The 22,962-nt window shown below is 37.7% G+C and carries 23 protein-coding genes and 1 pseudogene; 7 read left to right on the top strand and 17 right to left on the bottom strand.

Annotation, left to right across the window (positions count from 1 at the left end; all coding sequences use genetic code 11):
• Positions 1-10: 10 nt before the first annotated feature.
• Positions 11-1,891: a molecular chaperone HtpG gene (htpG, locus tag RCG21_RS12740; protein ID WP_133333678.1), complete on the bottom strand. Its 1,881-nt coding sequence runs from the start codon at positions 1,889-1,891 to the stop codon at positions 11-13.
• Between the two features lie 198 nt (positions 1,892-2,089).
• Complete coding sequence (locus RCG21_RS12735; protein WP_308913226.1) at positions 2,090-2,350, bottom strand: transcriptional regulator SplA domain-containing protein; 261 nt, start codon at positions 2,348-2,350, stop codon at positions 2,090-2,092.
• 215 nt (positions 2,351-2,565) lie between these two features.
• On the opposite strand from RCG21_RS12735, the gene RCG21_RS12730 reads away from it, so the two are divergent.
• Entirely contained in the window at positions 2,566-3,183 is a 618-nt protein-coding gene (locus RCG21_RS12730) for a YitT family protein (RefSeq protein WP_133333680.1), read from the top strand.
• A gap of 12 nt (positions 3,184-3,195) precedes the next feature.
• Here the strand turns inward: RCG21_RS12730 and cysC are convergent, their stop codons facing one another.
• The 5 genes from cysC to RCG21_RS12705 all read right to left on the bottom strand — a co-directional run bounded on the left by cysC (position 3,196) and on the right by RCG21_RS12705 (position 7,091).
• Positions 3,196-3,789 carry an adenylyl-sulfate kinase gene (gene cysC, locus RCG21_RS12725; protein ID WP_308913225.1) on the bottom strand — a complete coding sequence of 198 codons (594 nt, stop codon included), beginning with the start codon at positions 3,787-3,789 and terminating at the stop codon, positions 3,196-3,198.
• 13 nt (positions 3,790-3,802) lie between these two features.
• The gene (gene sat / locus RCG21_RS12720; protein ID WP_133333682.1) at positions 3,803-4,951 is read right to left on the bottom strand and encodes a sulfate adenylyltransferase; all 1,149 of its coding nucleotides are present in this window, start codon (positions 4,949-4,951) and stop codon (positions 3,803-3,805) included.
• Between the two features lie 125 nt (positions 4,952-5,076).
• Positions 5,077-5,787, bottom strand: coding sequence for a phosphoadenylyl-sulfate reductase (locus RCG21_RS12715; RefSeq protein WP_133333683.1), 711 nt, complete (start codon positions 5,785-5,787; stop codon positions 5,077-5,079).
• 3 nt (positions 5,788-5,790) lie between these two features.
• Positions 5,791-6,339, bottom strand: coding sequence for a histidine phosphatase family protein (locus RCG21_RS12710; RefSeq protein ID WP_133333684.1), 549 nt, complete (start codon positions 6,337-6,339; stop codon positions 5,791-5,793).
• On the bottom strand, positions 6,324-7,091 hold the full coding sequence (locus RCG21_RS12705; protein ID WP_133333685.1) for a phosphosulfolactate synthase: 768 nt from the start codon (positions 7,089-7,091) through the stop codon (positions 6,324-6,326). The genes RCG21_RS12710 and RCG21_RS12705 overlap by 16 nt, the downstream gene beginning before the upstream one ends.
• A 194-nt stretch (positions 7,092-7,285) precedes the next feature.
• Here RCG21_RS12705 and RCG21_RS12700 point away from each other — a divergent pair, with 194 nt between their 5' ends.
• The 4 genes from RCG21_RS12700 (at position 7,286) to RCG21_RS12685 (ending at position 10,148) form a co-directional block, all read left to right on the top strand.
• Positions 7,286-8,506 (top strand): MFS transporter, encoded by a 1,221-nt coding sequence (locus RCG21_RS12700; protein ID WP_235824761.1) that lies wholly within the window; start codon positions 7,286-7,288, stop codon positions 8,504-8,506.
• A 57-nt stretch (positions 8,507-8,563) separates the two neighbouring features.
• On the top strand, positions 8,564-8,845 hold the full coding sequence (locus RCG21_RS12695; RefSeq protein ID WP_133333687.1) for a hypothetical protein: 282 nt from the start codon (positions 8,564-8,566) through the stop codon (positions 8,843-8,845).
• 145 nt (positions 8,846-8,990) lie between these two features.
• Entirely contained in the window at positions 8,991-9,755 is a 765-nt protein-coding gene (locus RCG21_RS12690; protein WP_133333688.1) for a sulfite exporter TauE/SafE family protein, read from the top strand.
• A 117-nt stretch (positions 9,756-9,872) separates the two neighbouring features.
• Positions 9,873-10,148: a YqhV family protein gene (locus RCG21_RS12685; protein ID WP_133333689.1), complete on the top strand. Its 276-nt coding sequence runs from the start codon at positions 9,873-9,875 to the stop codon at positions 10,146-10,148.
• A gap of 83 nt (positions 10,149-10,231) precedes the next feature.
• On the opposite strand, the gene RCG21_RS12680 is transcribed toward RCG21_RS12685, so the two are convergent.
• The 4 genes and pseudogenes from RCG21_RS12680 to RCG21_RS12665 form a co-directional block, all read right to left on the bottom strand.
• Entirely contained in the window at positions 10,232-11,431 is a 1,200-nt protein-coding gene (locus tag RCG21_RS12680; protein WP_133333690.1) for an MFS transporter, read from the bottom strand.
• Positions 11,424-11,852, bottom strand: a complete 429-nt coding sequence (locus RCG21_RS12675; protein ID WP_133333691.1) for a MarR family winged helix-turn-helix transcriptional regulator — start codon at positions 11,850-11,852, stop codon at positions 11,424-11,426. The genes RCG21_RS12680 and RCG21_RS12675 overlap by 8 nt, the downstream gene beginning before the upstream one ends.
• 115 nt (positions 11,853-11,967) lie before the next feature.
• On the bottom strand, positions 11,968-12,135 hold the full coding sequence (locus tag RCG21_RS12670; RefSeq protein WP_165976205.1) for a hypothetical protein: 168 nt from the start codon (positions 12,133-12,135) through the stop codon (positions 11,968-11,970).
• Between the two features lie 88 nt (positions 12,136-12,223).
• Positions 12,224-13,431, bottom strand: a pseudogene (locus RCG21_RS12665) (MFS transporter).
• Positions 13,432-13,760: 329 nt separating this feature from the next.
• Here RCG21_RS12665 and RCG21_RS12660 point away from each other — a divergent pair.
• Positions 13,761-14,714 carry a D-2-hydroxyacid dehydrogenase gene (locus tag RCG21_RS12660; protein ID WP_133333693.1) on the top strand — a complete coding sequence of 318 codons (954 nt, stop codon included), beginning with the start codon at positions 13,761-13,763 and terminating at the stop codon, positions 14,712-14,714.
• A 37-nt stretch (positions 14,715-14,751) separates the two neighbouring features.
• On the opposite strand, the gene RCG21_RS12655 is transcribed toward RCG21_RS12660, so the two are convergent.
• Both RCG21_RS12655 and RCG21_RS12650 read right to left on the bottom strand, forming a co-directional pair.
• Complete coding sequence (locus RCG21_RS12655; RefSeq protein WP_308913224.1) at positions 14,752-15,927, bottom strand: M20 family metallopeptidase; 1,176 nt, start codon at positions 15,925-15,927, stop codon at positions 14,752-14,754.
• Positions 15,928-16,086: 159 nt separating this feature from the next.
• Positions 16,087-16,650 (bottom strand): DUF2062 domain-containing protein, encoded by a 564-nt coding sequence (locus tag RCG21_RS12650; RefSeq protein ID WP_035424195.1) that lies wholly within the window; start codon positions 16,648-16,650, stop codon positions 16,087-16,089.
• A 312-nt stretch (positions 16,651-16,962) separates the two neighbouring features.
• On the opposite strand from RCG21_RS12650, the gene RCG21_RS12645 reads away from it, so the two are divergent.
• Entirely contained in the window at positions 16,963-18,048 is a 1,086-nt protein-coding gene (locus RCG21_RS12645) for a diguanylate cyclase (protein ID WP_235824745.1), read from the top strand.
• Between the two features lie 36 nt (positions 18,049-18,084).
• Here RCG21_RS12645 and RCG21_RS12640 read toward each other — a convergent pair whose 3' ends face one another.
• From RCG21_RS12640 to RCG21_RS12625, 4 genes are all read right to left on the bottom strand, one after another.
• On the bottom strand, positions 18,085-19,008 hold the full coding sequence (locus RCG21_RS12640) for an AEC family transporter (protein WP_308913223.1): 924 nt from the start codon (positions 19,006-19,008) through the stop codon (positions 18,085-18,087).
• Between the two features lie 60 nt (positions 19,009-19,068).
• On the bottom strand, positions 19,069-20,361 hold the full coding sequence (locus RCG21_RS12635) for a CitMHS family transporter (protein WP_235824746.1): 1,293 nt from the start codon (positions 20,359-20,361) through the stop codon (positions 19,069-19,071).
• Between the two features lie 264 nt (positions 20,362-20,625).
• Positions 20,626-21,309: a response regulator gene (locus tag RCG21_RS12630; protein WP_133333696.1), complete on the bottom strand. Its 684-nt coding sequence runs from the start codon at positions 21,307-21,309 to the stop codon at positions 20,626-20,628.
• Positions 21,302-22,924 carry an ATP-binding protein gene (locus RCG21_RS12625; protein WP_235824747.1) on the bottom strand — a complete coding sequence of 541 codons (1,623 nt, stop codon included), beginning with the start codon at positions 22,922-22,924 and terminating at the stop codon, positions 21,302-21,304. The genes RCG21_RS12630 and RCG21_RS12625 overlap by 8 nt, the downstream gene beginning before the upstream one ends.
• Between the last annotated feature and the right edge of the window lie 38 nt (positions 22,925-22,962).

Raw genomic sequence — 22,962 nt, 5'->3', positions numbered from 1 at the left:
TCCCCTTTAGTTATACCATAATTTTACAAATATCATTTGTAAATTCTACAGGATCAGGAACCTGAAGCCCTTCAATAAGCAATGCTTGATTATACAAAAGATTAGTATATAGCGATAGTTTCTCTTGATCCTTTTCAAAAGCTTCTTTGAGTGAAGTAAATACCTCATGTTGAACATTGATTTCTAAAATTCTGTCAGCCTTTACATTTTGGTTACCTGGCATCGATTTTAGAATTTTTTCCATTTCCAAGGTGATTTCCCCGTCACTTGTGATGCAAACAGGATGGCTCTTCAACCGTTTTGATATCCGAACATCTTTCACCTTGTCAGCTAAGATTTTTTTCATCGCTTCAAATAGCTCTTTATTTTCCTTTTCCTCTGATTCGGTGTTATTTTTATCCTTATCAGATTCAATTCCTAAATCACCACTAGAAACCGATTTGAATTCTTTGTCCTTGTAAGCCATTAACATCTTGATGGCAAATTCATCGATATCATCAGTGAAGTAGAGAATTTCATAGCCCTTATCTGCAACTAATTCAGTTTGTGGCAGCTTATCAATTCTATCAATGGTTTCACCAGATGCATAATAAATATATTTTTGGTCCTCAGGCATTCTCAATACATACTCATCTAAGGTCACCATTTTCTTCTCTTTAGAAGAGTGGAATAATAATAAATCCTGCAATTCTTCTTTGTGCATGCCGTAATCACTATACACACCAAATTTTAATTGTCTGCCGAAGGACTTATAGAATTCTTCATATTTTTCACGTTCATTCTTTAATAAGCTTTGCAGTTCACTCTTAATTTTCTTATTTATATTTTTTGCAATTAGCTTAAGCTGACGATCGTGCTGAAGCATTTCTCTAGAAATGTTAAGCGATAGATCCTCAGAATCCACCATTCCTTTAACAAAACTGAAATAGTCCGGGAGCAAATCAGCACATTTGTTCATGATTAACACGCCATTTGAATATAGCTCTAAGCCCTTTTCATATTCCGGTGAGTAAAAATCAAATGGGGTTTTCTCCGGAATATATAAAATTGCATTATATCTTACAGCCCCGTCTACACTAATATGGATATGTTTAAGCGGTTTGTCAAAGCCGTAATGTTTTTCGGAATAAAAATTCTGATAATCTTCATCCGTTAACTGGCTTTTATTTTTACGCCAAATTGGAACCATACTGTTGATCACTTGTTCCTCTACATCATCCTCATATTCATCTTCACTGCCCTCTTTAAGCTTTCTTGAGGTCACATCCATTTTAATCGGATAGCGGATAAAGTCTGAATATTTTTTAATGATGGATTTTAGGCGGTATTCTTCTAAAAATTCATCGTAATTCTCATCTTCGCTATTTTCTTTGATTTTTAAAATAATTTCAGTCCCAACTTCATCTTTATCAACTGGGACAATGGTGTATCCTTCCGCACCTTTTGATTCCCATTTATACGCTTGGTCGCTGCCTAAGGCCTTACTGATGACTGTTACAACATCAGCAACCATGAAAGCAGCATAAAAGCCAACACCAAATTGTCCAATAATATCATGGCCATCCTTTGATTCATTTTCCGTTTTAAAGGCTAATGAACCGCTTTTGGCAATCGTTCCAAGATTATTCTCAAGCTCTTCCGCTGTCATCCCAATACCGGTATCTGTAATTTTGAGCAGTCGATTCTCTTTATCAGCGGCTACTTTTATGTAGTAGCGGTCATTATCAAAAGTTAAATTATCATCTGTTAATGATTTATAATAGATTTTATCTATTGCATCACTGGAATTTGAAATTAACTCTCTTAGAAAGATTTCTTTTTGTGTATAGATGGAATGAATCATCATATCTAATAATCTTTTCGATTCAGCCTGAAATTGTTTGGTTTCCATCAAAATTGCTCCTTTCAAGGGGTATATTGCCAATTATATCATTATTTTAGCACTCTATTATCAGGAGTGCTAACACATAATTTAATAACATATTTAAAATGGTTTCGTCAACTATTTTAAACAAAGCGAAAAAGGAACCCTTCTGGATTCCTTCGTCATGTAAAGTGTTCTATGTAGACGAGTTGGAGAACAATAGACTTAACCAAAATAAGTCTCCGTTTCTGCCGAGATTCCAAAGGCTTCACGGTAAGCTGTTTCCGCCTCGTCTGCGGTTTGATAAGCGGCCACTTCATCGGTTAAAGGATAATAGGTTTCATAGAGAAAAAGCGATAGCTCCTCAGGTGATTCGGGATTTTGGACAACTGCTGCTTCTTGGACATTTGCCACATCCTGAGCGTGGGGGTTTCGAATAATTACATAGACAATTTGTCCGGGTTGAAATGATTTGGATGCAGACATCTACTCAATTCCTTTCGTTTACGAATTATTTAAGCGTCTTTAGGATAGAGTTAGCATCCCTCCGCTTAAAAATGCTTTTGGTTAATTGGAAAATATCTATAAAAGTTACTTCATAATCTACTTCCAAACCTCATAAAATGGACAAGGAGAGCAGTTATGGGGGGATTAAAAGTGGCATTAATTACTATACATATTGAAGAAAATTATCAACAACCATGAAAAAAAAAATCCTTACCTTTTTTTGTTTACTGGTTGGAGCCACCCTCCAGGGAATGTCTATGTCCCTGTTTTTATTTCCACACTCTATCCCCTCCGGCGGTGCGGCAGGCCTGGCTATTTTGATGAATCACTGGTTTCATTTATCGCTTGGTTTTTCATTATGGCTTGCTAATATTGTTTTTTTACTATTTGCTTTAAACTATTTCGGTTATACCTGGACTTTACGCACCATTCTAGCTGTTGCAACCACTTCAACAACCGTCGGAATCCTGACCACTAAATTTTTACTTCCCCATATCAATATCGTTTTTGATTTAGCAGCAGGAAGTATTTTTTTTGGAATTGGTGTTGGACTACTTATCCGGGCAGGGGCATCGAGCGGAGGAATGGTAATCCCGGCCCTAATGATTGCCAACTACAAGAAATGGAGTCCGGGAAAAGTGATGATGGGGATAAACCTGATGATTTTTATCTTAACTGCGCTTGTGATTGATTATAAAATCGTCATTTACGCAATTATTTGTCAATTTTTCTCGACGAATATTATCGACTATATTTATACGTTAAAGCTGCAAAAAATAAATATTTTCACGGCAAATTGGAGAAAAAAATAAGAAGAAGCCTGATTAAAGGATCTTCCTCTCTTTTAAAACAAATAGAATTTTGTTTACTGATTCCTCAATCGTATAGCGATCCGTTTCAATTAAGATTTCTGGACGATCGGGGCTTTCATATGGTGACGAAATTCCAGTAAAATCAGGAATTTCACCGTTTCGCGCCTTTTTATATAATCCTTTAGGATCCCGATTCTCACAGACATGTATTGGACATTTTAAAAAAATTTCGATAAATTCGCCGTTCTCAAACATGCTGCGGACAAGCGCCCGATCACAGCGAAAGGGAGAAATAAATGCAGAGGAAACGATATGACCGCTATCTACAAAAAGCTTCGAGACTTCCCCGACTCTGCGAATATTTTCCTTTCGATCCTCTTCACGAAAGCTTAAATCCCGATTCAACCCGTGACGGACATTGTCCCCATCCAATACATAACTTTTAATCCCATGTTGAAACAAGGCATAATCGACCGCATTTGCCAATGTTGATTTTCCTGCACCTGATAATCCGGTAAACCAAAGCACGCAACTTTTATGGCCATTCAACTGATGCCGGTCTGATTTTGTTACAGCCGATTGATGCCAAATAATATTTCTCTTCATTCCCCTACACCCTTTATTTTTCTGTATAGACCTGTTTCATCCCTTGGATTAATATTTGTACAACTTCAGGCCGACTAAACTCTTTTGGCGGCAGTTCCCCGTTTTTTAACATTCCTCTAACCATTGTTCCAGATAATACCACTCGGTGCTCCCGGTCATGAGGGCATGTTTTTTCAGATGCCATGTTTTCGCATTTTCTACAATAAAAACTATGTTCGAAAAAGAGAGGCTTGATTCCTAATTCATCTTCTGTAAAATAGCTGAATATTTTTTGTGAATCATATGTTCCATAATAGTTGCCAACCCCTGCATGGTCTCTGCCAACAATAAAGTGGGTACAGCCAAAATTTTTCCTGACGATGGCATGAAAAATCGCTTCCCTTGGACCAGCATAACGCATAGCTGCCGGGAAAACAGATAAAAAGACTCTGTCCTTCGGATAATAGTTTTCAAGTAATACCTGATAACTTTTCATCCGGATTGCTCCCGGTATGTCATCTGACTTCGTTTCTCCTACTAACGGATTTAAGAAAAGACCATCAACGGTTTCTAGTGCGGATTTTTGAATATATTCATGGGCCCGGTGAACAGGATTTCGTGTTTGAAACCCAACGACGGTTTTCCAGCCCAATTCTGCAAATGTTTGTCTTGTTTCAATCGGGTCTAGGTAATAATCTTCAAACTGAATTTTAATTGGTCTTTTTGTAAGTATGATCGGACCTCCAATATAGACTTCCGCTCGCTCAAGAAGTTTTTTAACCCCCGGATGAACATTCTCTGTTGTTCGGTAAACCTTCTCTGCCTCTACTCTTTTATCAGGAAGATAGATTTCCTTTAGCTCCATCACACCATAGACAGTACCTTGATGAATTAAATTAATGGTTTCACCAATATTCAATTCCATTGCTTTTAATCGGTCAATCGCCAGTGTAATTGGTAGCGACCAGGGCAGTCCGTTTGAGAGTCTCATATTTTGAACGACAGAGTCATAGTCGGCTTTCACCATAAATCCTTCGAGTGGACTGTAGGCTCCATTAGCAATTAACTCTAAATCACTTAATGCCATTTTATCTAGTTCAACAACATGATTGGATAAATCAATTGGAGTGTTCAGATTGATACGATTTACCAATTTACCGCCGTGCGGTACACTTACAACCACTTATTTTCCCTCCCTAGCTTTTCCCACAAAAAAGACAGTTATTTCCGCATTTGTATGTGTATTTGCGAATCTGAAGTTGTTTATTTCGAATCCAGCAGTTTATTTGCGATTCAAGCTTCAAACCCCTACGATGGATGTAGTCCGCATTCTGTTTTCGAAGTCCCTGTCCAGCGCCCGGATCGAGAATCAGCAGCGTCTGTTACAGGCAAAGTACATGGGAAACAGCCAATACTTGGATAACCTTGATCATGGAGAGGATTATATGGAAGGTTGTAAAGCTGGATATAGGTTAAAACATCTTCCCACGTCCAATGGATAAGGGGGCAAATCTTGATGTTTTTAAACTTTTCATCCCTATTAATGTACTGAGTTTGGCTTCTTGTAGGAGACTGTTCTCTCCTTAGTCCAGAGATCCATGCTGTTACATCTTTTAACGATTCTTGTAAGGGGAGGACTTTTCTGATGTGGCAGCAAAGATTGGGATTGTCAGTCCAAAGTGCTTCTCCATGTTCTTTGGCTTGTTCTTTTAATGCTAGCTTTGGTTTCACCATGTTAATATCCAAAGAAGGGTAGCGTTTTTTTATTTTATCAATTAATTCATAGGTTTCCGGAAAATGAAGTCCAGTATCTAGGAAAATAATTTTCGCTGTTTTATTCACCTTAGAAATTAAATCAATTAACACAATGCCTTCCGCTCCAAAACTACAGGCATAAACGATTTCATCCCCATATTCTTGATAGGCCCATTTTAATACATCAAAATAATCTGGCTGAGTATCTAAAAATGTATCTAGCCTCTTTTCATCCCAATTTTCATATGTTAGAATCTCAGTCATTTTTCACCCCTCCTTTTTATTATGATTAAATGATAACGTTATACAGGAATTATTTTTTACAGTAATTTTATTCATTTCATTGATATGACCATACTTAATATAGGAAATTAGAGCACGAATCCAAGATCCATGACCAAACACTAAAATATTGTGTAAATCATGATATTTATCTAGAAAAAGAACAATCCTTTCTTCAAAGCTTGTTAAGCTTTCGCCTAAAATGAGTTCACTTGGTTTTTCAATCCATAGACGGTTTTGGTGTTCCACCAATTTTTCCTTCGGTAAACCTTCAAATGGACCGAAATCTAGTTCATCGAGCAATCCTTCTACTTCAGGAACATATCCATAAAGCTGTGCAGTTTGATGTGTCCGTTTTAGCGTACTCGCCAAAACGAGATCAAATGGTTCAATTTTTTTTAAAAGCAATCGATTTTCAGTAATGTCTATTTGAAATTCCTCGGTTAGCTGCGAAATTTCAATATCTTTTCTTCCTTGGAGCCATGTTTTTCTATTCCATTCCGTTGGCAAATGCCTGATTAGAGTAAGTTGCATTCAATGTCCTCCAAATAAAACGTTTCACTCCTTAATCCAAGGCGTTGTGCCTCGAGGATTAACACATCGATAATTTTTACATTTCCCAAGTTAACATTTGGTCCAATTTCCTTAATAAAATACATTTGGTGCTTTGAAGAAGGTGCTTCAAAAATGATCTTGTTTGGATCGATATCTTGAAGTAATTCTTGAATTAAGTCAGTTTTTATCGTCCCACATTTCTCATATATCCCAGAGGTCCCTGAATCTCTTCCTTCCGTAATAACATATTTGCAGCCAGCATTTAGTAAAAGATTGATTTCTTCTCTCCATTCGGAAATTGGCATTTCTTTATCGGCATCCTTTGACCCCACCTCTGCAATTACATGAAATTCTTCCTTTAATTCAGAGATGATTTGGAGGCGTTCTCGAAGCGGAATCTCTAAGGTACCATTCGATACCTCAATCCATTCAATCCCCAGATTGCGTAAGTACGATAGATATTCAGGAATTTTATTTTGAAAGTAACTTTTTTCAAATAATGTCCCACCGCAATAGGGCTTTACATTGTACTCCTGATAGAGCTGAACCTTCTTATTTATATTAGGCGTTACATAAGCTGAACCAATCCCTAATTTTGCGATATCGATAATATGACTGTAATCAGCTAAAATATTTTTTAATTCTCCCAGTGGGGTTCCAAAATCGACAACTGACGTCAAACCAAAAGTTCGATTACCGGATGTCCTTTTTGGCAAGGAAAGAAAATCCATAGGGAAAACGCCTCCTCTTTTTATCTAGGATAGATTATTCACTAAATGGGTGAATGTGTAAATAATGGGCTGATTCCCTCGAAATATAGGCATTTGCCACTGAATAAACATACGACTCCTTTCAAACAATAAAAAAAGGCTTCAATCTAATAGTTAGGGGTGTACATCCATTGCCTAAAAAAAAACATAAAGGCATGACAATATTTGCAATAGGTTCAATCCCGCTAATCTTGGTTTTGGGTAATTCGATGTTGATTCCAATTCTTCCAAAAATGAGGTCAATTCTCGATATTTCACAATTTAAAGTTAGTTTAATTATTTCTGCTTTTTCGATTGCTGCAGCCATCTCTATTCCTGTTCTTGGCTATTTATCAGATCGGTTTTCACGAAAAGCAATCATTATACCTTCACTTATTTTATATGGAAGTGGAGGGTTACTTGCAGGCGCCGCCGCGGCTTGGTTTTCAAATGCTTATCTCTGGATAATGGCGGGAAGAATCATGCAGGGAATTGGTGCAGCCGGAACTGCTCCAATTGCAATGGCCTTAACAGGGGATCTATTTAAAGGCAGCGAACAAAGCAAAGTGCTTGGATTAGTAGAGGCCTCTAATGGTTTGGGAAAGGTCATTAGTCCAATCATAGGTTCTCTCTTAGCTCTTCTCTTTTGGTACGCAGCATTTTTTGCTTTCCCGGTTTTTTGTCTCATATCTGTCCTTTTGACCATATTTTTTATTAAAGAAAAGAAAAAGGAAAAAGAGCCTCCTTCTCTTGGCAAATATGTAAAAGGGCTTATTTCTGTATTTAAAACAGAGGGACGCTGGCTGTTTGCTGCCTATTTAACTGGAGCAGTTTGCTTATTTACCTTATTTGGAATTTTATTTTACATTTCCGATATTCTTGAAAAAGATCATCACATCGATGGTGTCTTAAAAGGAGGCATTCTCGCGATCCCACTTTTATTCATGACGACAACTTCTTACATAACAGGCAGTAAAATCGGAAAAAAAATGAAATTAATGAAAGCTTTGATTATCTTAGGACTTTTATTAATGACATCTTCTTTCGCATCGCTGATTTTTTTAAAAAAACTAATTCCATTCTTTGCTGTTTTAGTAATCAGCAGTATTGGAACAGGACTAGTACTCCCTTGTATTAACAGTTTTATAACTGGGGCGGTTCCGACTGACCGGAGAGGCTTTGTCACCTCCTTATATGGTTCAGTCAGATTTTTAGGTGTTGCAATTGGCCCCCCGATTTTTGGTACGTTAATGGCTTGGTCCCGTACAGGAATGTTCCTGATCACCGCCGGATTAACCTTAATCTGTGCATTTCTTTGCATAGTGTTAATTCATGTAGCGAAGAAAGATCCATCAAAAGAAACCGACACATTGTTTGAAAAATTACAATTTACTTAAAGCGAAAGTGCCTTCCACAGCGCTGGAGCTAGACGATTAAAAAAGGATGAGATTTAATTGCAAATTTATTTTTCACCCGAAGTAATTACCCCCCAATTTCAAGTATTAAATGTGGTTGATTCCACTAATAAAGCCGTTGGAAATGTGGCCTTTCTCTTTGACGAAAAAAAGCTCTATGTATATGGAATCTTGGAGGAAGAAGGAGTTGCCGCTGACTTTAAGGATTTAGTTACTCCTTATTTAAAAGGATTGGTAAAAGCAAAGCATGGCTTAGACATTTTCTCATGCTTGTATGTTGGTTGTAAAAAAATTAAGTTAAATGAGGAAGAACAAAAATAAACCTATTTACTGATGGGGCTTAACCTGGTTCATACTAGATTAAGCCCCTTTTTATTTTTACCAGCAAAGGTTTGTAACAAGGCATTTACCCACTTCATAATTTAGGGATAAATAATAGATTTAAATAATTTGGAGTGTTTGCCTTATGAGTATCGGCATTATAGTGATGGGGCTTTTTATTGGCATTTTGGTCGGACTTACAGGGGTAGGCGGCGCTGCATTACTTACACCCATCCTGGTTTTATTAGGGATCAATCCAGCAATTGCAGTTGGAACGGACCTTGCCTATAATTCCATAACAAAATTTTTCGGATCTTTTCAACATTGGCGGCAAAAGACGATTAACCTTAGGCTTGTGAAATACCTCGCCATTGGCAGTATTCCAAGTACAATCATTGCTGTAGGGACTCTTCATCTTTTCGATGCCTTTTTTCATAATCAAGAACTTGTTATTAAACATGCTTTGGGCTATGTGTTAATATTGGTTGCTTTAACCACCCTGATTAAAACCTTTATCAAGGAAAAATTCGAATGGAATCCCTTTCAAATAAAACCCTTGGAGGAAAAACGTGCTTTAACCATTACAATCGGAGCAATACTGGGTTTTATTGTCGGGCTAACTTCGATTGGGTCGGGCTCATTATTTGCCTTGGCGATGCTTTATTTGTATAAAATGACTCCTTCTGAATTAGTTGGAACAGATATTGCTCACGCTTTTTTATTGGTCACTGCCGCTGGCTTAATGCATGCAGGGATTGGGAATGTTGATTATTCATTAATGTTTAATCTTTTGCTTGGTTCCATTCCAGGAGTCCTTTTAGGGAGCACCTTATCCTCAAAATTCCCTGCGAAACCATTACGGACGATCATGGCATTGATTATCTTATTTAGCGGATTTAAGTTGATATAAAAAACGGCTGTACCCAGCCGTTTTTCTTTTGAACTTCAAAACATTTTTTGACCTGTCCTTATTTTGAAGAATACGACATATACTTTTTTAGATATATTTTTTCTTCGGGAGGCAAAAATGTTTATTTTTCTTGAAAAAGCCGTATTAGGAATGGCATTATTAAGAGTTCTTTCAGGCAGCATCGAAATATTTGCCGCCATTTTAATGATCAAATTTAACTCAGTTGAAAAAGCCTTAATGGTGAATAGCTCTCTTGCACTTGTGGGACCCATTATCTTAATCCTTACCACCACTATTGGCGTTTTAGGGATGGTTGGAAACATTTCGCTTTACAAAATTGCATGGATATTTCTGGGGGTTTGTTTTATTTTAATCGGGGCAATGAAAGGGTAAAAAAAGTACGCAAGATAATTCTGCGTACTTTTTTACTGCTGGAAAGGTATCCTAGTTATTTCATACAAAACTGAAAAAAATTATTAATGTAATTCAACAAGTTCACTTCTTCTCTGACGATTTTTTCTGCCATGTAAGAAATAATATAAGAAGATACATGCAAAAACAACGACACCAACACTAAAATACAGACCTCGGTAGCCAATTAAAGGAACGAAAAAGCCGAGGATGAAAGGCCCAATTCCAACTCCACCATCAACAAAAATGAAAAAAGTTGAAGTTGCCAGCCCCATCCGATTTTTTGGCGATACTTTGATGGAAATCGCTTGGGCACTTGACGAAAATGTTGCATATCCAAGACCGACTAAGGCACCAACAACTAATAGCATTATCCCTTGATGAACCTGGCTAAGCAGGATTAAAGCAACCGCGAAGAATAAAAAGGATGGATACATCACAAAGTTTTCACCTTTTTGATCAAACCATTTGCCGGTAAATGGTCTTGAAATCAGAGTGAAAACAGCGTAAATAATAAAGAAGAAACTTCCGACATCTACTAAATTGATTTCTTTTGCATAGGAAGTTAAGAATGTAAGGATACTTGAGTACCCAAATCCCACCAATGCACCGATAATCGAAATCGGTATGGCTTTTACTTCAAAGAATTGATGAATCGAGAACCCCTTCATTTTGGACAATTGTTCATGCGATAGTTCGACTTTTGGAACATTTAAAAAGAATATCGCAACAAAACTCATGACTAAAAAAATAAGACAAACAATAAAATTCATATTAAAACTTGAATGCTGCATAAGGAACATCCCTAAGAAAGGCCCAATCGCTGCAGCAAGCGTTACACTTAATGCATAATAACCAGTGCCTTCACCGCGTCTTGCATTTGGGATAATTTTCGCAACGATTGTTCCTGTTGCTGTGGAAGCAACCCCCATTGCGGCGCCATTCAAGAAACGATTCACAAGAAGAAAGGTAAGACTGTTTACTGCAAAATATAATAATGTGGTAAGTAAGAATAAGATAAAGCCAATGTATAACATCTTTTTCCAGCCGACACTGTCGATTGATCTTCCAGAAAATAATCGTGCAATCAATGTGCCTACTACAAATATTCCAGAAGCAAGCCCAGCTTGACTTGGAGATGCATGAAATTTCTCTGAAGCGAATATAGTGATGGTTACCATTAATAAATAAAATGTAAAGTAAAGAAAAAAGTTTGCTGCTGAGACAATTAAAAAATCCTTTGTCCATAATTTTGGTTTATTCATCTTTTCTACCTTCTTTAAGAATGTTTTTTCTTAATTTTGGGAGTAATTGAAATGCGGCGTTTTGTTCCTCTTTCGAAATCCCACTCATGACACTGTACTCGAGCTCGGTTATTTTCTGTCTAATAATCTGATAAAGGTCTTCCCCTATATCCGTGAGCTGGATCACTTTCTCACGCTTATCTTTCCCAGGGATGACTTTTATAATGAGCTTCTCCTCTAATCGTTTAACAGCCCTTGTAACCGTAGGCTTTTCCACATTATAATAATTGGAAATATCTACTAGGGTTGACTGTTGATTTTTGTTTATATACCAAATAACTTGCCACAAGGAATACGATAGCTCATATTCTCCGAGTGTCTCATTTAATTTGCTTATAAGAGGGCGATATACCCTTATATATTGTTGAAAAAAACCTTGCATTTGAAAACACCACATCTCGCGCTAATTAGTTACCTAAGGTAACTATTTAACACTATACTCTTTTTAAAAAAATTGTCAATTGCTTTGACATAAAAAAAGCACCAATACGGTGCCATTATTTAAAACTTGAATATTTTTTAAGTGGACCTTTACTTTCCCCCGCTTGATGGTAATGATCCGAATCCATTTTCGAATTCTTGTCCTTCCATTGATCATAAGTCATACCGTAGGAACCTTCATCGTTTAAATATTTAATATAATCGTTCCCGTATGGATACAACATATAATCACCCCCTTATTATCAATGTATGCGCTTTCATAAAAATGTGAACAAAAAAAACGCCACTTCTTTTGTGACGTTTTAAGCTCATTTATTTTTCTGCCAATGTATTTCTCTTTATTGGTCTGTTTAACATATTCCCTTTTCTATACGCCATACCCGTAGCAGTTAATAGTAATAGTCCTGTTACAATAAATACAATTTGAACGGGAAAGATTCCACCAATAAAACCGCCAATCATTGGACCGACCATCCCGCCAATTTGATTGGCAGTTTGGTTTAATCCAAATGCTCTTCCCCTGAAATCGTCTGGTGTTGATTTTACGACAAGCCCATTTAATGCTGGAAATACGGCACAGAAAAACACACCATAAACAAAACGAATGACTGAAAATCCCCAAATTTCTCCGAATAGGATTTGTGCCAATGTTCCAACTCCACCGCCGAGCAGTCCTATGACAAGCACTTTTTGGAAGCCAACCTTGTCAGCCCATCTTCCCCAATAGGGAGCAAACAGGGCACTGGCAATCCCCGGAAGAGAGAATACGATACCTGCTAGTAATGAAGCATCTTCAGAAGAGCTCCCTAATTTCACAATATATAATGGGAGAACCGGTTCAATCGTCATGACCGAACAGCTTGTTACAACGGTTAAGGTGAGAACCATCATTAACGTCCGATTGGTCCATGCCACCTTGAAATCATTTTTAACGGATCCCTTCTCTTTACTAGGAGTAAAGTTTTCTTCTTTCACCCAGAAAATAATAAGAAATGTGGCAATAAAGACGAAGATTCCGGCGCTAGCAAAAGCTAAACGATTTCCGACGAGATCAGCAATTCCACCTCCGAGTAATGGTCCAAGAATCCCCCCGAAGCCGTAGCGGTGGAGATTAAAGAAAGGGCATACCCAATTTTTTCATTTGGTGTATTGGTTCCAATTAATGCGATTGAGCCAGGAATAAATCCACTCAATAATCCCTGCATTATTCTTAATGCTAAGATCTCATAAGGATTCGTTACGAAGGCCATTAATGTATAAATGACAAAAAGAACAAATCCGGCCCGAATAATCATTGGCTTTCTTCCGTACCGATCTGCTACCCTTCCCCAGAAAGGAGAAGCAATTGCACCGGCAAAAAAGGCCGAACTAAAAAGCAGCCCTGACCACATTTCAGTATGTTGATGAACGCCAATTTGCAGTAGAAAAAGGGGCAAAAAAGGAATGACCATCGAAAAGCTGGCCGATGTAAAGAAACAGCCAATCGAAAGCACCCATAAATTCCGTTTCCACGTTTCCATTCTAATCGCACTCCCACTATTTCCTTTGAATGACAAAGATGGAGTCCACCTTACATCCGATCGGTTTGATATTGCCATCATAACACAGAGCGGTTTTATTTTCATTCCCGAAATATTCGGGTGTGAAAATTAAGGATATAAGACCAGGATAGATTCCCACAAATAGAGCTTTATAGATAAATTTCCTTTTAAAATGTGGATATTAACTATAAATAATATATCAACTCCTGATCCCTTTTTATCTTGAATTCTTATTACATCTATTGTTAACTTTAATTATATTGATTATGGCAATGTCTCATTAGATAGATTGTATAGGAGTGATATTTATGAATTCGTCACAACCGAATATATTAGTATTTGACCCCCACCACGCTGAAGAATATGCGAACTGCGTACGTGAATGTGGTTTTAAAGCTGTGAAGGCAGCAGCAACTTACGAGGAAGCAGAAATGTTTTTACCCGGTACTGAGATTATCTTAGGCTGGAAGTTCCCTACCCAACTCCTTCATACACCAAATGCCTTATCTGTCCGTTGGTTTCAGTCGATGGGCGCAGGTGTGAATGATTTAGTGGCCAATTCTTCCATCCCTGATGACATCCTCCTTACTAGAATTGTCGATCAGTTTGGCACATATATTTCTGAATATATTTTTGCCTATCTTCTACATATTGTTAAGGACATTCCGCGAATGAGACAAGCACAAACAGAACGGAACTGGGATTCCTTTATTTCTGACTCCCTTGCAAAAAAAACCATCGGAGTAGCTGGACTGGGATCGATTGGAGCTGAAACCGTCCGTAAGGCTAAAGCATTTGATATGAAGGTTCACGGATTAAGTTTTAGCGGGAAGAATGCCGAAATCGTGGACCAGCACTTTACTGCAAACCAATGGAAGGATTTTGTTAAAGATCTTGATTACCTTGTCCTTACGCTTCCTTTAACAGAAAAAACCTACCATGTTATCAATCGTGAGATCCTTTTCTCGATGAAGCCTGATAGCTGTCTTGTAAATGTGGGAAGAGGTGCACTGATCGCTGAAAATGATTTACAATCCGTTCTTGAGGAAGGGCACCTGAAAGCAGCTATTCTTGACGTTTTTGAAACAGAGCCATTGCCAAAGGATCATCGTTTTTATTCGATGCCAAATGTCTATGTCACTTCGCATTTGTCTGGACCTAGCACTACTGAAGGTGTGACTCAATTTTTTGTGGATAATGTAATTAAATATTTAAATGGGGAAACTTTACACGGAATAGTGGATCGAAAACGCGGATATTAAAAAGGGTCTCCCCAATAGCTTGGGGAAGACCCTATTTTTAATTCAAAAATTTAAATGCGGCATGAACAAAGATGTTAACCGCCATTTCCAATGATTCTTCATCAATCGTAAAACGTGGATGGTGATGGGGATGGACAATTCCTTTTTCAGCATTCCCTGCCCCAATATAGAAAAACGCTCCGGGTGCTTTTTGCTGGAAAGCGGAAAAATCTTCTCCGCCCATATCCGGTTTAATTGACGCTAAAGCCTCTTCCCCGAACAGTTCAAGAACAGTTTCCTCTATTCCCCTTGTAACAGCTTCATCATTTACAACAGGGCGGTAGCCGTAATTGTAGGAAAAATCATAGTCAGCACCGTGTGCCAGCGTAATCCCCTTTATGATTCGTTCCATTAGAGGCGGGATAGACTCGCGCAGTTTAGCATCAAAGCTGCGGACCGTCCCGCCGATTTCTACAGTATTCGGAATCACATTATGAGCGGTTCCCGCCATGATTTTCGTAACTGAAACAACAAGATTATCGAGTGGATCTGTGTTTCTAGAAACAATATGCTGCAAGTTGCCAACTACCTGTGTAGCAATTGCAATCGCATCAACAGTATGATGCGGCTCAGCGGCATGTCCACCGGCCCCTTTAATTGTAATATCAAAGGTATCCGGCGCGGCCTGCATTTTACCATAAACAATCCCAACCTTGCCTACTTCAATCGGCGACCAAAGATGGGTTCCTATTACGAGGTCAACACCCTCCATTACCCCTGCTTCCACCATTTCCTCGGCGCCGCCCGGAAACATTTCTTCCCCATGCTGAAAGAGGAAACGAACCTCCCCTTGGATGCGCTCCTTCATTCCCGAAAGTATCTTTGCAGTCCCAAGTAAAATTGCCGTGTGTCCATCATGCCCGCAGGCGTGCATCACCCCGGGAGTACAAGATGCAAATTCAAACGTGTTTTCTTCTTGAATCGGCAAGGCATCCATATCAGCTCGGATTGCAAGGACCTTACCAGGCTGTGAACCGATGAGGCGAGCCATCACACTTGTCTTTGTCGGGCGGGAAAGCTCCAAGTTCCCAAAGGATGCGAGTGTTTCGTACACAAATTGTGCCGTTTTTTCTTCTTGAAATGATAATTCAGGATTTTGATGGAGATATTTCCTCCACCCGATTACCTCGTATTTTAGTTGGTTTACTTCATTTTTAAAGGTATTAAGCAGCATCTAATGGACCTCCGCATGATGAAAAATTAAATTGCCGAGAAAATTCATAATTATCACTATTTCATTATACGTTAACACATGAGAAAACTAAATAGATTCGAGAAGTCAAAAAAAAACGGTCACCACATGAGGAATCGGTGTCCGTTTTTTCATCAAAAATCATACTAAATTTTTATTTAGGCTATTTTTCCGAAGTGCCTGTTTATCACGAATTCTTGTTAGTCGTTTCGTTTTTTGCTTTTCATACAAATAGTAGACTATAAAGTAAGAGATAATCCCAAGAACGATACCAAAAATGGTCATTCCAATTAAAACATGGACTCCCCCGTGGAGGATACTGATAATGACACTAAAATCGCCATGTAGTAGTTTTTCAAATGAAAATGGTGTACTTTGTCCAATCTGTACTTTCAATGGAAAAACCGCTTTCCCGAGTTTTTTTGCAAAAGGTAACAGGATCACAGGCAGAAAGGTTAGTTTGCCAATAACATTTCCAATGATTGCAGCCGGAAAGGATCCTTTGGCCAGACGTACAATCGGGATAAATAATATATAGATAAGTGACGCAGATGATATCACCAACATTTCCAAACCAAAGCCAATCGCAAAACCTAATGACACTTTTTTGGCCCCGCCAGGAGAACGAAACAGTTTTAAGAAATTCAACCTAAACGCACGTCCGATTCGTTGAAAAAAATTATATTTCTTTTGCCTTATGTTCATATGAAAAACCTCCTTTGTTGCAGGCCAATTTAACAAAAATCACAAAAATAATAACTTTGTATTAATTATAATCAATTTTCGAGTCAGATTGTCACTATTTTTATATTTTTTAGACAGGAAATTTAATACTTCTTTGGGTTTCAACAACAATCGATCTTATTATTCTTGATAAAAAAGATTTTGGAGCTCTATTTTGTTGAAGAATTATATGAGATGGGAGTTTTTTTAGGGAAATTTATCCAAAATATCTTTTACTTTAAAGCTAAATTGGCATACTAAAATAAATGAATTTTTAGGATGAGGATTTTAATAATGAACACAATTATCAAGACATTTTTGGAAAATATGACCTTTATCATCTCCTTTATGTTTCTCGCTAATAAAATAAGTGAATTTATTGGATTAAAGGTCAAAAAGATTTCTAAATATATTTGGATTTCTCCGCTTCTCAGCAGCCTGTTAAGTCTGTTTATTATGAGCTTCCCCTTTGAAGACAAAGGAATGCGGATTGATTTAAGAGCTGTTCCACTTTTCTACACAGCTTATTTAGGAGGCTGGAAATTTGGCCTTATAGCCATTATATTACCAACCATATACCGTTTTTACCTCGGTGGATCGACCACTTTCGAAGGAATTACTCAAGGGATCCTACTCCCTTCTCTTATCGGTTTCCTTTTCCATAAAAAAGCATCTTTTAATCCTCCTTATACTATTATTCATTTGAAGCATATGATTACTGCCTTTTTAGTTTTACATTGCATTCGATCTGTCCTTATGCTTTGGACAACCCCTGTAACCTATCAAACAGTTGCAACCAGGATTTTTTTTGAAACGATTGGCTTATTAAGCATCGCGGTTATGCAAAACGACGCAAAAAGAAATATTTTATTAAGGAAGGAACTTGAATTTCAAGCGAGACACGATGCAATGACAAATTTATATAATTTGCGCTATTTCCGGAAAAAAGTCGAGGAAATGATCAAACAAAAAAAAACATTTGTAATTGCAATGTTCGATGTAGATTACTTTAAAAACTATAATGACACACATGGACATTTGGCTGGGGATGCAGTTTTACGAACGATTGGCAAGCTGTTATCTGATAGCATGCGGGAAGAGGATATTTTTGCCCGCTACGGCGGGGAAGAATTTATTATCTGTTTTAACAACGTCATAAATGTACAAAAAGCCATTTCGGTTGGGGAACGAATCCGCACTAAGATTGAATCTTATAAATTTTACGGTGAAGAAACACAGCCTTCCGGCAAAATAACTATATCGATTGGCATAAGCGGCTGTGCAGATGGAAAAACCTTAGATACTTTAATTAAAGAAGCAGACACAGCCTTATATCTTGCCAAAAGAGCAGGAAGAAATCGAACTGAAGCAAAACTTTAGAAAGACCGTTCTATTCATTGAACTGCCCTCATCAAACTAAAATAAAATCGAAGATAAATACACCACTGTCGTGACGGTAATCATGCTAAAAATCGTAGACATCAATACCACCTGTGCCGCATATTCCGGATGATTTCCATATTCTAAGGCAAAAAGTGCGCTGTTTCTTGATGTAGGAAATGAGCTAGCGATAAATAAAGCCTGCGCTGTAGTACCGTCCAACTTTAATATAATAATAATAAGGAATGCGATAACCGGAGAAAGGACTAGGCGGCCAAGCAAACTTAGGACTAGCAGCAACGAGAACCGGCTAAATTTCAAGTAGGCACTTTGTGCTCCAAGTGTTATAAGCGCTACTGCAATAAAAGCATTAGATGTATTTTTAACAGGCGACCATAAAAACTCGGGAATTTTTATATGAAGCGTATGGAGCAGAAGACCTAATAAAAAAGCATAGATCACCGGATTTTTCAAAAATTCTTTGATTGCTTTTACTTTGCTGTTATCACCGGAAACAGAATTTAGCAGCCCATAGGTATAGGTTAGCAAATTTTGAAAAATCATTACCACAATCTGAATGGATGCCCCTAATGGGTTCTGGTGGAACACCAATTGACTGACAGGCAGGCCAAAATTCCCGGAATTATTTAAGACAATACTGTTTTTAAAAGTAGATGATAAACCGTTATCAAATTTTGCCACTTTACCAATGAATGAACTGAATATCATCAAACTAACTGCTTGCAAACTTAAGAATCCAAGAATATGCAGCATTGTTTCTCCGCCCACATTATTTTGATAAATATTTGTAAAGCTTACAGCGGGCATTAAAAAATACGTATTTAATTTAGATAAGGTGTTCATATCAAAATGAAATTTCCGGTGCAGGAATACCCCAATTCCAATTAAGATGAATACTGGCAAAACAACATTTAATAAGATTTGAAAAAATATATACATAATAAACTCCTATTTTAAAAATCCAAAAAGCCCCTAAGAAGGAGCTCTTTTGAGAAACTTTTAGAATGGTATAATCGTTAAAACGAGAGCAACTAAAATCATGACAACCGTTGAACCGCAAGCCCATTTTAAGAAGGATTTCTGCAGGTCTCCGAAATCCGCACCAACCATCCCTACTAGTAAATAAGTAGAAGGAACGAGCGGACTCAAGAGATGGACTGGTAATCCTAATAATGAGGCTCGTCCAATCATCGCCGGGTCAATTCCAAAACCGCTTGCCGCTTTTGCCAACAAAGGTAATACTCCATAGTAAAATGCATCATTTGACATAAAGAAGGTAAATGGTGCACTAATAATGGCTGTGATCAGCGCAAAGTGTGAACCAAGTGCATCAGGAATATGAGAAATCATGCTACTTGCCATGGCATCAACCATTTTCGTTCCTGTAAGAATTCCTGTAAAAATACCAGCCGCAAAAACCATTGAAACGACAGATAAGGCATTATCAGCATAGTGCATGATTCGTTCTTTTTGTTCTTTCAAATTCGGATAATTGATTGTGATCGCAATCGCAAAACCAATCATAAACAAAACAGTTGTTGGAAGCACTTCTTGAATTAAAGCATATAAAAGTATAATCGTAAGAAGGTAGTTTACTAGAATTAATTTTGGACGTTTGAGGTAAGCATCCTCAGTTGTAGCTGCCATCTGCGCCATTGTGCTATAATCAATTTCCAATACTCCTATCCGTTTACGCTCTTTTCTTCCAAGACAATATGCCATAAACAATACAAACAACACTCCGCCAATCATACTTGGAATGACTGGAGTAAATACATCTCCCATTTCAAGATGTAATGCCGTCATAACCCTGGCAGTAGGACCTCCCCATGGAAGCAGGTTCATAACTCCGGAAGCTGATACTGCAATCCCCGCTAAGACTAATGGTTTCATCCCAATTCGCTTGTACAACGGGAGCATTGCTGAAATGGTAATCATATAAGTGGTGGTTCCATCTCCATCAAGGGAGATTAATAGTGCAAGTACAGCTGTACCAATTGCTATTTTTACTGGGTCCCCTTTCACCACTTTTAAGATTTTTTGAATAATCGGATCGAATACTCCTGCATCAATCATAATTCCGAAAAATAGAATGGCAAATAGAATCATAATCCCAGTTGGTGCCACACTCTTGATCCCTTCTAATGCCATTGGACCCATATCCTTTCCGAACCCGCCGATTAAAGCAAAGGCTACTGGAACGACCATGAGGGCAATCATAGCTGAAAGACGTCTTGTCATAATTAAAACCATGAAAATAATAATCATTAAAAATCCTAAAATTGCTAACATTGTCTTCACCCCTTTTGTTTGTAAATTAATAATAATCAAAATTTTATATAGTGAAAACGTTTTCAAAATAATGTTAATATCGTAAATTAAATTACATTTTGTACATATTGTTCACAGCAGGGATATTTTTCCTGAAATTGTTTCTTTTAGAAATATGACTTGATAACTTGGTTGTTGATTTCCGCTCCAATCAACTTTGTTTAAAATCAACTATGTTATTTAACATATCCCAAAAAATAAAGGACTGCTTTTTCGCAATCCTTCTTACACGGGATAATATTTTCTTTCCGGTCTTCCTACAATTCCATAAACCACTTCCGCCTTCACTTCTTTGATAGCGGATAAATATTCTAAATAACGGCGAGCCGTTATCCGTGATGCACCGATTTCCTGTCCGACTTCTTCTGCAGATAGTCCTCCATTTTTGGAATGTATAACTGCTTTCACTTTTCCAAGCGTAATATCATCAATTCCTTTAGGCAATCCAGCACTTTTCCCTGTTCTTTCCTGTTTTCCTTTTCCAAATAAAAGGTCTACATAATTTTGATTCACCTCTTGTTTGGACATTAACAGGGTGTGTTTTTGAACATATTCCAAAATTACCTCATCAAATCGTTCCCGGTTAACCGGTTTGATTAAATAATTCTCTACTCCATAACTTAATGCTTTTTCAAGAAAAACTTTATCGGTTGCAGCTGTAATCATGATAACCCCCATCTTAGGGAAACTCTCACGAATGACAGGCAATAGTTCAGCCCCGAGCATGTCCGGCATGTACACGTCCAAAAGTAGTAAATCAGGCTGTTCTTTTTTTAGTATTTGCAAGGTTTGATCCCCGTTCAAGGCTTTACCAACTACTTCAATTTCCTTGAATTTCTGTAAAAATTTCTCGTGAATATCTGCAATTCGAAAATCGTCTTCCGTAATCACTACCTTGATCTTATTCAAGTTTTCTCCCCCTCTCGCTATCTTTAGGAAGATACACAGTAAAAACAGTTCCACTCCCTGGACTGCTTTGTACCTCAATCATTCCACCCATCTCTATTACAGCCTTTTCTGCATTTGATAGACCAAATCCTCTCGACTCGGTCCCTTCTTTCGTGGTATAACCCTTTTGAAAGAGAAGCGGTATTTCATTTTCATTGATTCCCTTACCATTATCTGAAATTTCAAAGATAATGTCACTACCAATATCCGTTGCGAAGAATTTAACGGTAGAAGATTCTAACCCATATACCGCTTCAAAGGCATTATCGATTAAATTTCCAAGGATGACAATGAGGTTGGAAAGTTTTATATGGTGCGGTAAGTTTTCCAAATAACTATCAGAAGCAATTTCAAAATGAATCTTCTTTTCCGATGCTTTTCCCAGCTTTCCTAAGAGTATAGCCTGGATTTTTGTATCTTTAATCTGGTTAAAAACAACAGAATTTTGAAATTGCAGTGCCTGTGTTTCCAATTGAATCATTTCAATCGCCTGTTGATGTTCGCCCAGCTGAAGCAGACCAAGCAACACGTATAATTTATTGGTAAATTCATGTGTCTGCGCACGAAGGTCTTCAGAATAACTTTTAACCTCCGATATCGTGTTTAACATTTGCTCAATTTCAGTTTTATCCCGAAATGATGCAACTACGCCAGTTATTTCATGTTGATTGAAAAGGGGTGTGCAGTTTACAATCACTGTTCGGTCCTTCCAGACCATTTCTTTATCAATTTGAGGTGTTCCTGTTTCTAAAACTTCATATAAATAGTCTGAAGGAAATAGTCCATCCACCTTCATGAGTCTTACTGAACCATGAATATTTAGGAGTTTTTTGGCTGGTTGATTCATCATCGTGATGAACCCTTTTTGATTGATTGCCAAAATCCCTTCTTTCACCGCATGTAATACTGCGTTTTTTTCTTTATAAAGCCAGGCAATTTCATAGGGTTCAAGCCCCATTGTATCCTTACGAATATTCCGCCCTAGTAAAATGCTGGCAATTAACGAGATGATGAGAGCGAAAACTGCGACATACAGGACCTTGATCACGTTTTTCATGATTTGCTGATGGATATCCTCTAGCAAAAATCCTACAGAAACAATCCCAATGATTTCACCTTTTTGATTAAATATAGGTGACTTTCCCCTAATAGATGGACCGAGTGACCCCTTTGCAGTGGATACATAATATTCTCCCTTTTGAAGGGCTCTTTCGTTATCTCCGCCCCTCATTTTTTTCCCGAGCTTCGATTTTAGTGGGTGAGAATATCGGTTTCCCTCTTTATTTCCTATTACAACAAATTCAGCACCGGTCTGTTTGCGAATTTTTTCAGCTAGCGGCTCAATGGTTTGCGATGGATTTTTTGATTGAAAAGCCTCGATAATAGTCGGTATAAAGGATACCGTTTTTGAAATTTCCAGTGCCATTCTGCCCCGGTTTTCTTCGATTTGCTTACTTTCCATGTAGCTGTAAAAAGCCGTCAGCAGCACGATTAATAATAATCCCAGTGACAGTACCAGCCCAAAGATTTTCGTCTGCAGAGATATTTTTATTGTGTTCAGGCAGGATCCCCCCATACAAAAATGCGAATTCTATTCTACATTATAGCGGTATT

The sequence above is a fragment of the Bacillus salipaludis genome (assembly GCF_030938565.1).
GTDB lineage: Bacteria > Bacillota > Bacilli > Bacillales > Cytobacillaceae > Neobacillus > Neobacillus salipaludis_A.
The sequence above is the reverse complement of the archived record's forward strand: the minus strand, read 5'-3'. Positions and strand labels throughout refer to the sequence as shown.

Excerpts from the sequence above, each read along its gene's own strand:
- htpG (WP_133333678.1), bottom strand. The coding sequence starts at position 1,891 with ATGGAAACCAAACAATTTCAGGCTGAATCGAAAAGATTATTAGATATG.
- RCG21_RS12735 (WP_308913226.1), bottom strand. The coding sequence starts at position 2,350 with ATGTCTGCATCCAAATCATTTCAACCCGGACAAATTGTCTATGTAATT.
- RCG21_RS12730 (WP_133333680.1), top strand. The coding sequence starts at position 2,566 with ATGAAAAAAAAAATCCTTACCTTTTTTTGTTTACTGGTTGGAGCCACC.
- cysC (WP_308913225.1), bottom strand. The coding sequence starts at position 3,789 with ATGAAGAGAAATATTATTTGGCATCAATCGGCTGTAACAAAATCAGAC.
- RCG21_RS12715 (WP_133333683.1), bottom strand. The coding sequence starts at position 5,787 with ATGACTGAGATTCTAACATATGAAAATTGGGATGAAAAGAGGCTAGAT.
- RCG21_RS12710 (WP_133333684.1), bottom strand. The coding sequence starts at position 6,339 with ATGCAACTTACTCTAATCAGGCATTTGCCAACGGAATGGAATAGAAAA.
- RCG21_RS12705 (WP_133333685.1), bottom strand. The coding sequence starts at position 7,091 with ATGGATTTTCTTTCCTTGCCAAAAAGGACATCCGGTAATCGAACTTTT.
- RCG21_RS12700 (WP_235824761.1), top strand. The coding sequence starts at position 7,286 with ATGACAATATTTGCAATAGGTTCAATCCCGCTAATCTTGGTTTTGGGT.
- RCG21_RS12690 (WP_133333688.1), top strand. The coding sequence starts at position 8,991 with ATGAGTATCGGCATTATAGTGATGGGGCTTTTTATTGGCATTTTGGTC.
- RCG21_RS12685 (WP_133333689.1), top strand. The coding sequence starts at position 9,873 with ATGTTTATTTTTCTTGAAAAAGCCGTATTAGGAATGGCATTATTAAGA.
- RCG21_RS12680 (WP_133333690.1), bottom strand. The coding sequence starts at position 11,431 with ATGAATAAACCAAAATTATGGACAAAGGATTTTTTAATTGTCTCAGCA.
- RCG21_RS12675 (WP_133333691.1), bottom strand. The coding sequence starts at position 11,852 with ATGCAAGGTTTTTTTCAACAATATATAAGGGTATATCGCCCTCTTATA.
- RCG21_RS12670 (WP_165976205.1), bottom strand. The coding sequence starts at position 12,135 with ATGTTGTATCCATACGGGAACGATTATATTAAATATTTAAACGATGAA.
- RCG21_RS12660 (WP_133333693.1), top strand. The coding sequence starts at position 13,761 with ATGAATTCGTCACAACCGAATATATTAGTATTTGACCCCCACCACGCT.
- RCG21_RS12655 (WP_308913224.1), bottom strand. The coding sequence starts at position 15,927 with ATGCTGCTTAATACCTTTAAAAATGAAGTAAACCAACTAAAATACGAG.
- RCG21_RS12650 (WP_035424195.1), bottom strand. The coding sequence starts at position 16,650 with ATGAACATAAGGCAAAAGAAATATAATTTTTTTCAACGAATCGGACGT.
- RCG21_RS12645 (WP_235824745.1), top strand. The coding sequence starts at position 16,963 with ATGAACACAATTATCAAGACATTTTTGGAAAATATGACCTTTATCATC.
- RCG21_RS12640 (WP_308913223.1), bottom strand. The coding sequence starts at position 19,008 with ATGTATATATTTTTTCAAATCTTATTAAATGTTGTTTTGCCAGTATTC.
- RCG21_RS12635 (WP_235824746.1), bottom strand. The coding sequence starts at position 20,361 with ATGTTAGCAATTTTAGGATTTTTAATGATTATTATTTTCATGGTTTTA.
- RCG21_RS12625 (WP_235824747.1), bottom strand. The coding sequence starts at position 22,924 with ATGGGGGGATCCTGCCTGAACACAATAAAAATATCTCTGCAGACGAAA.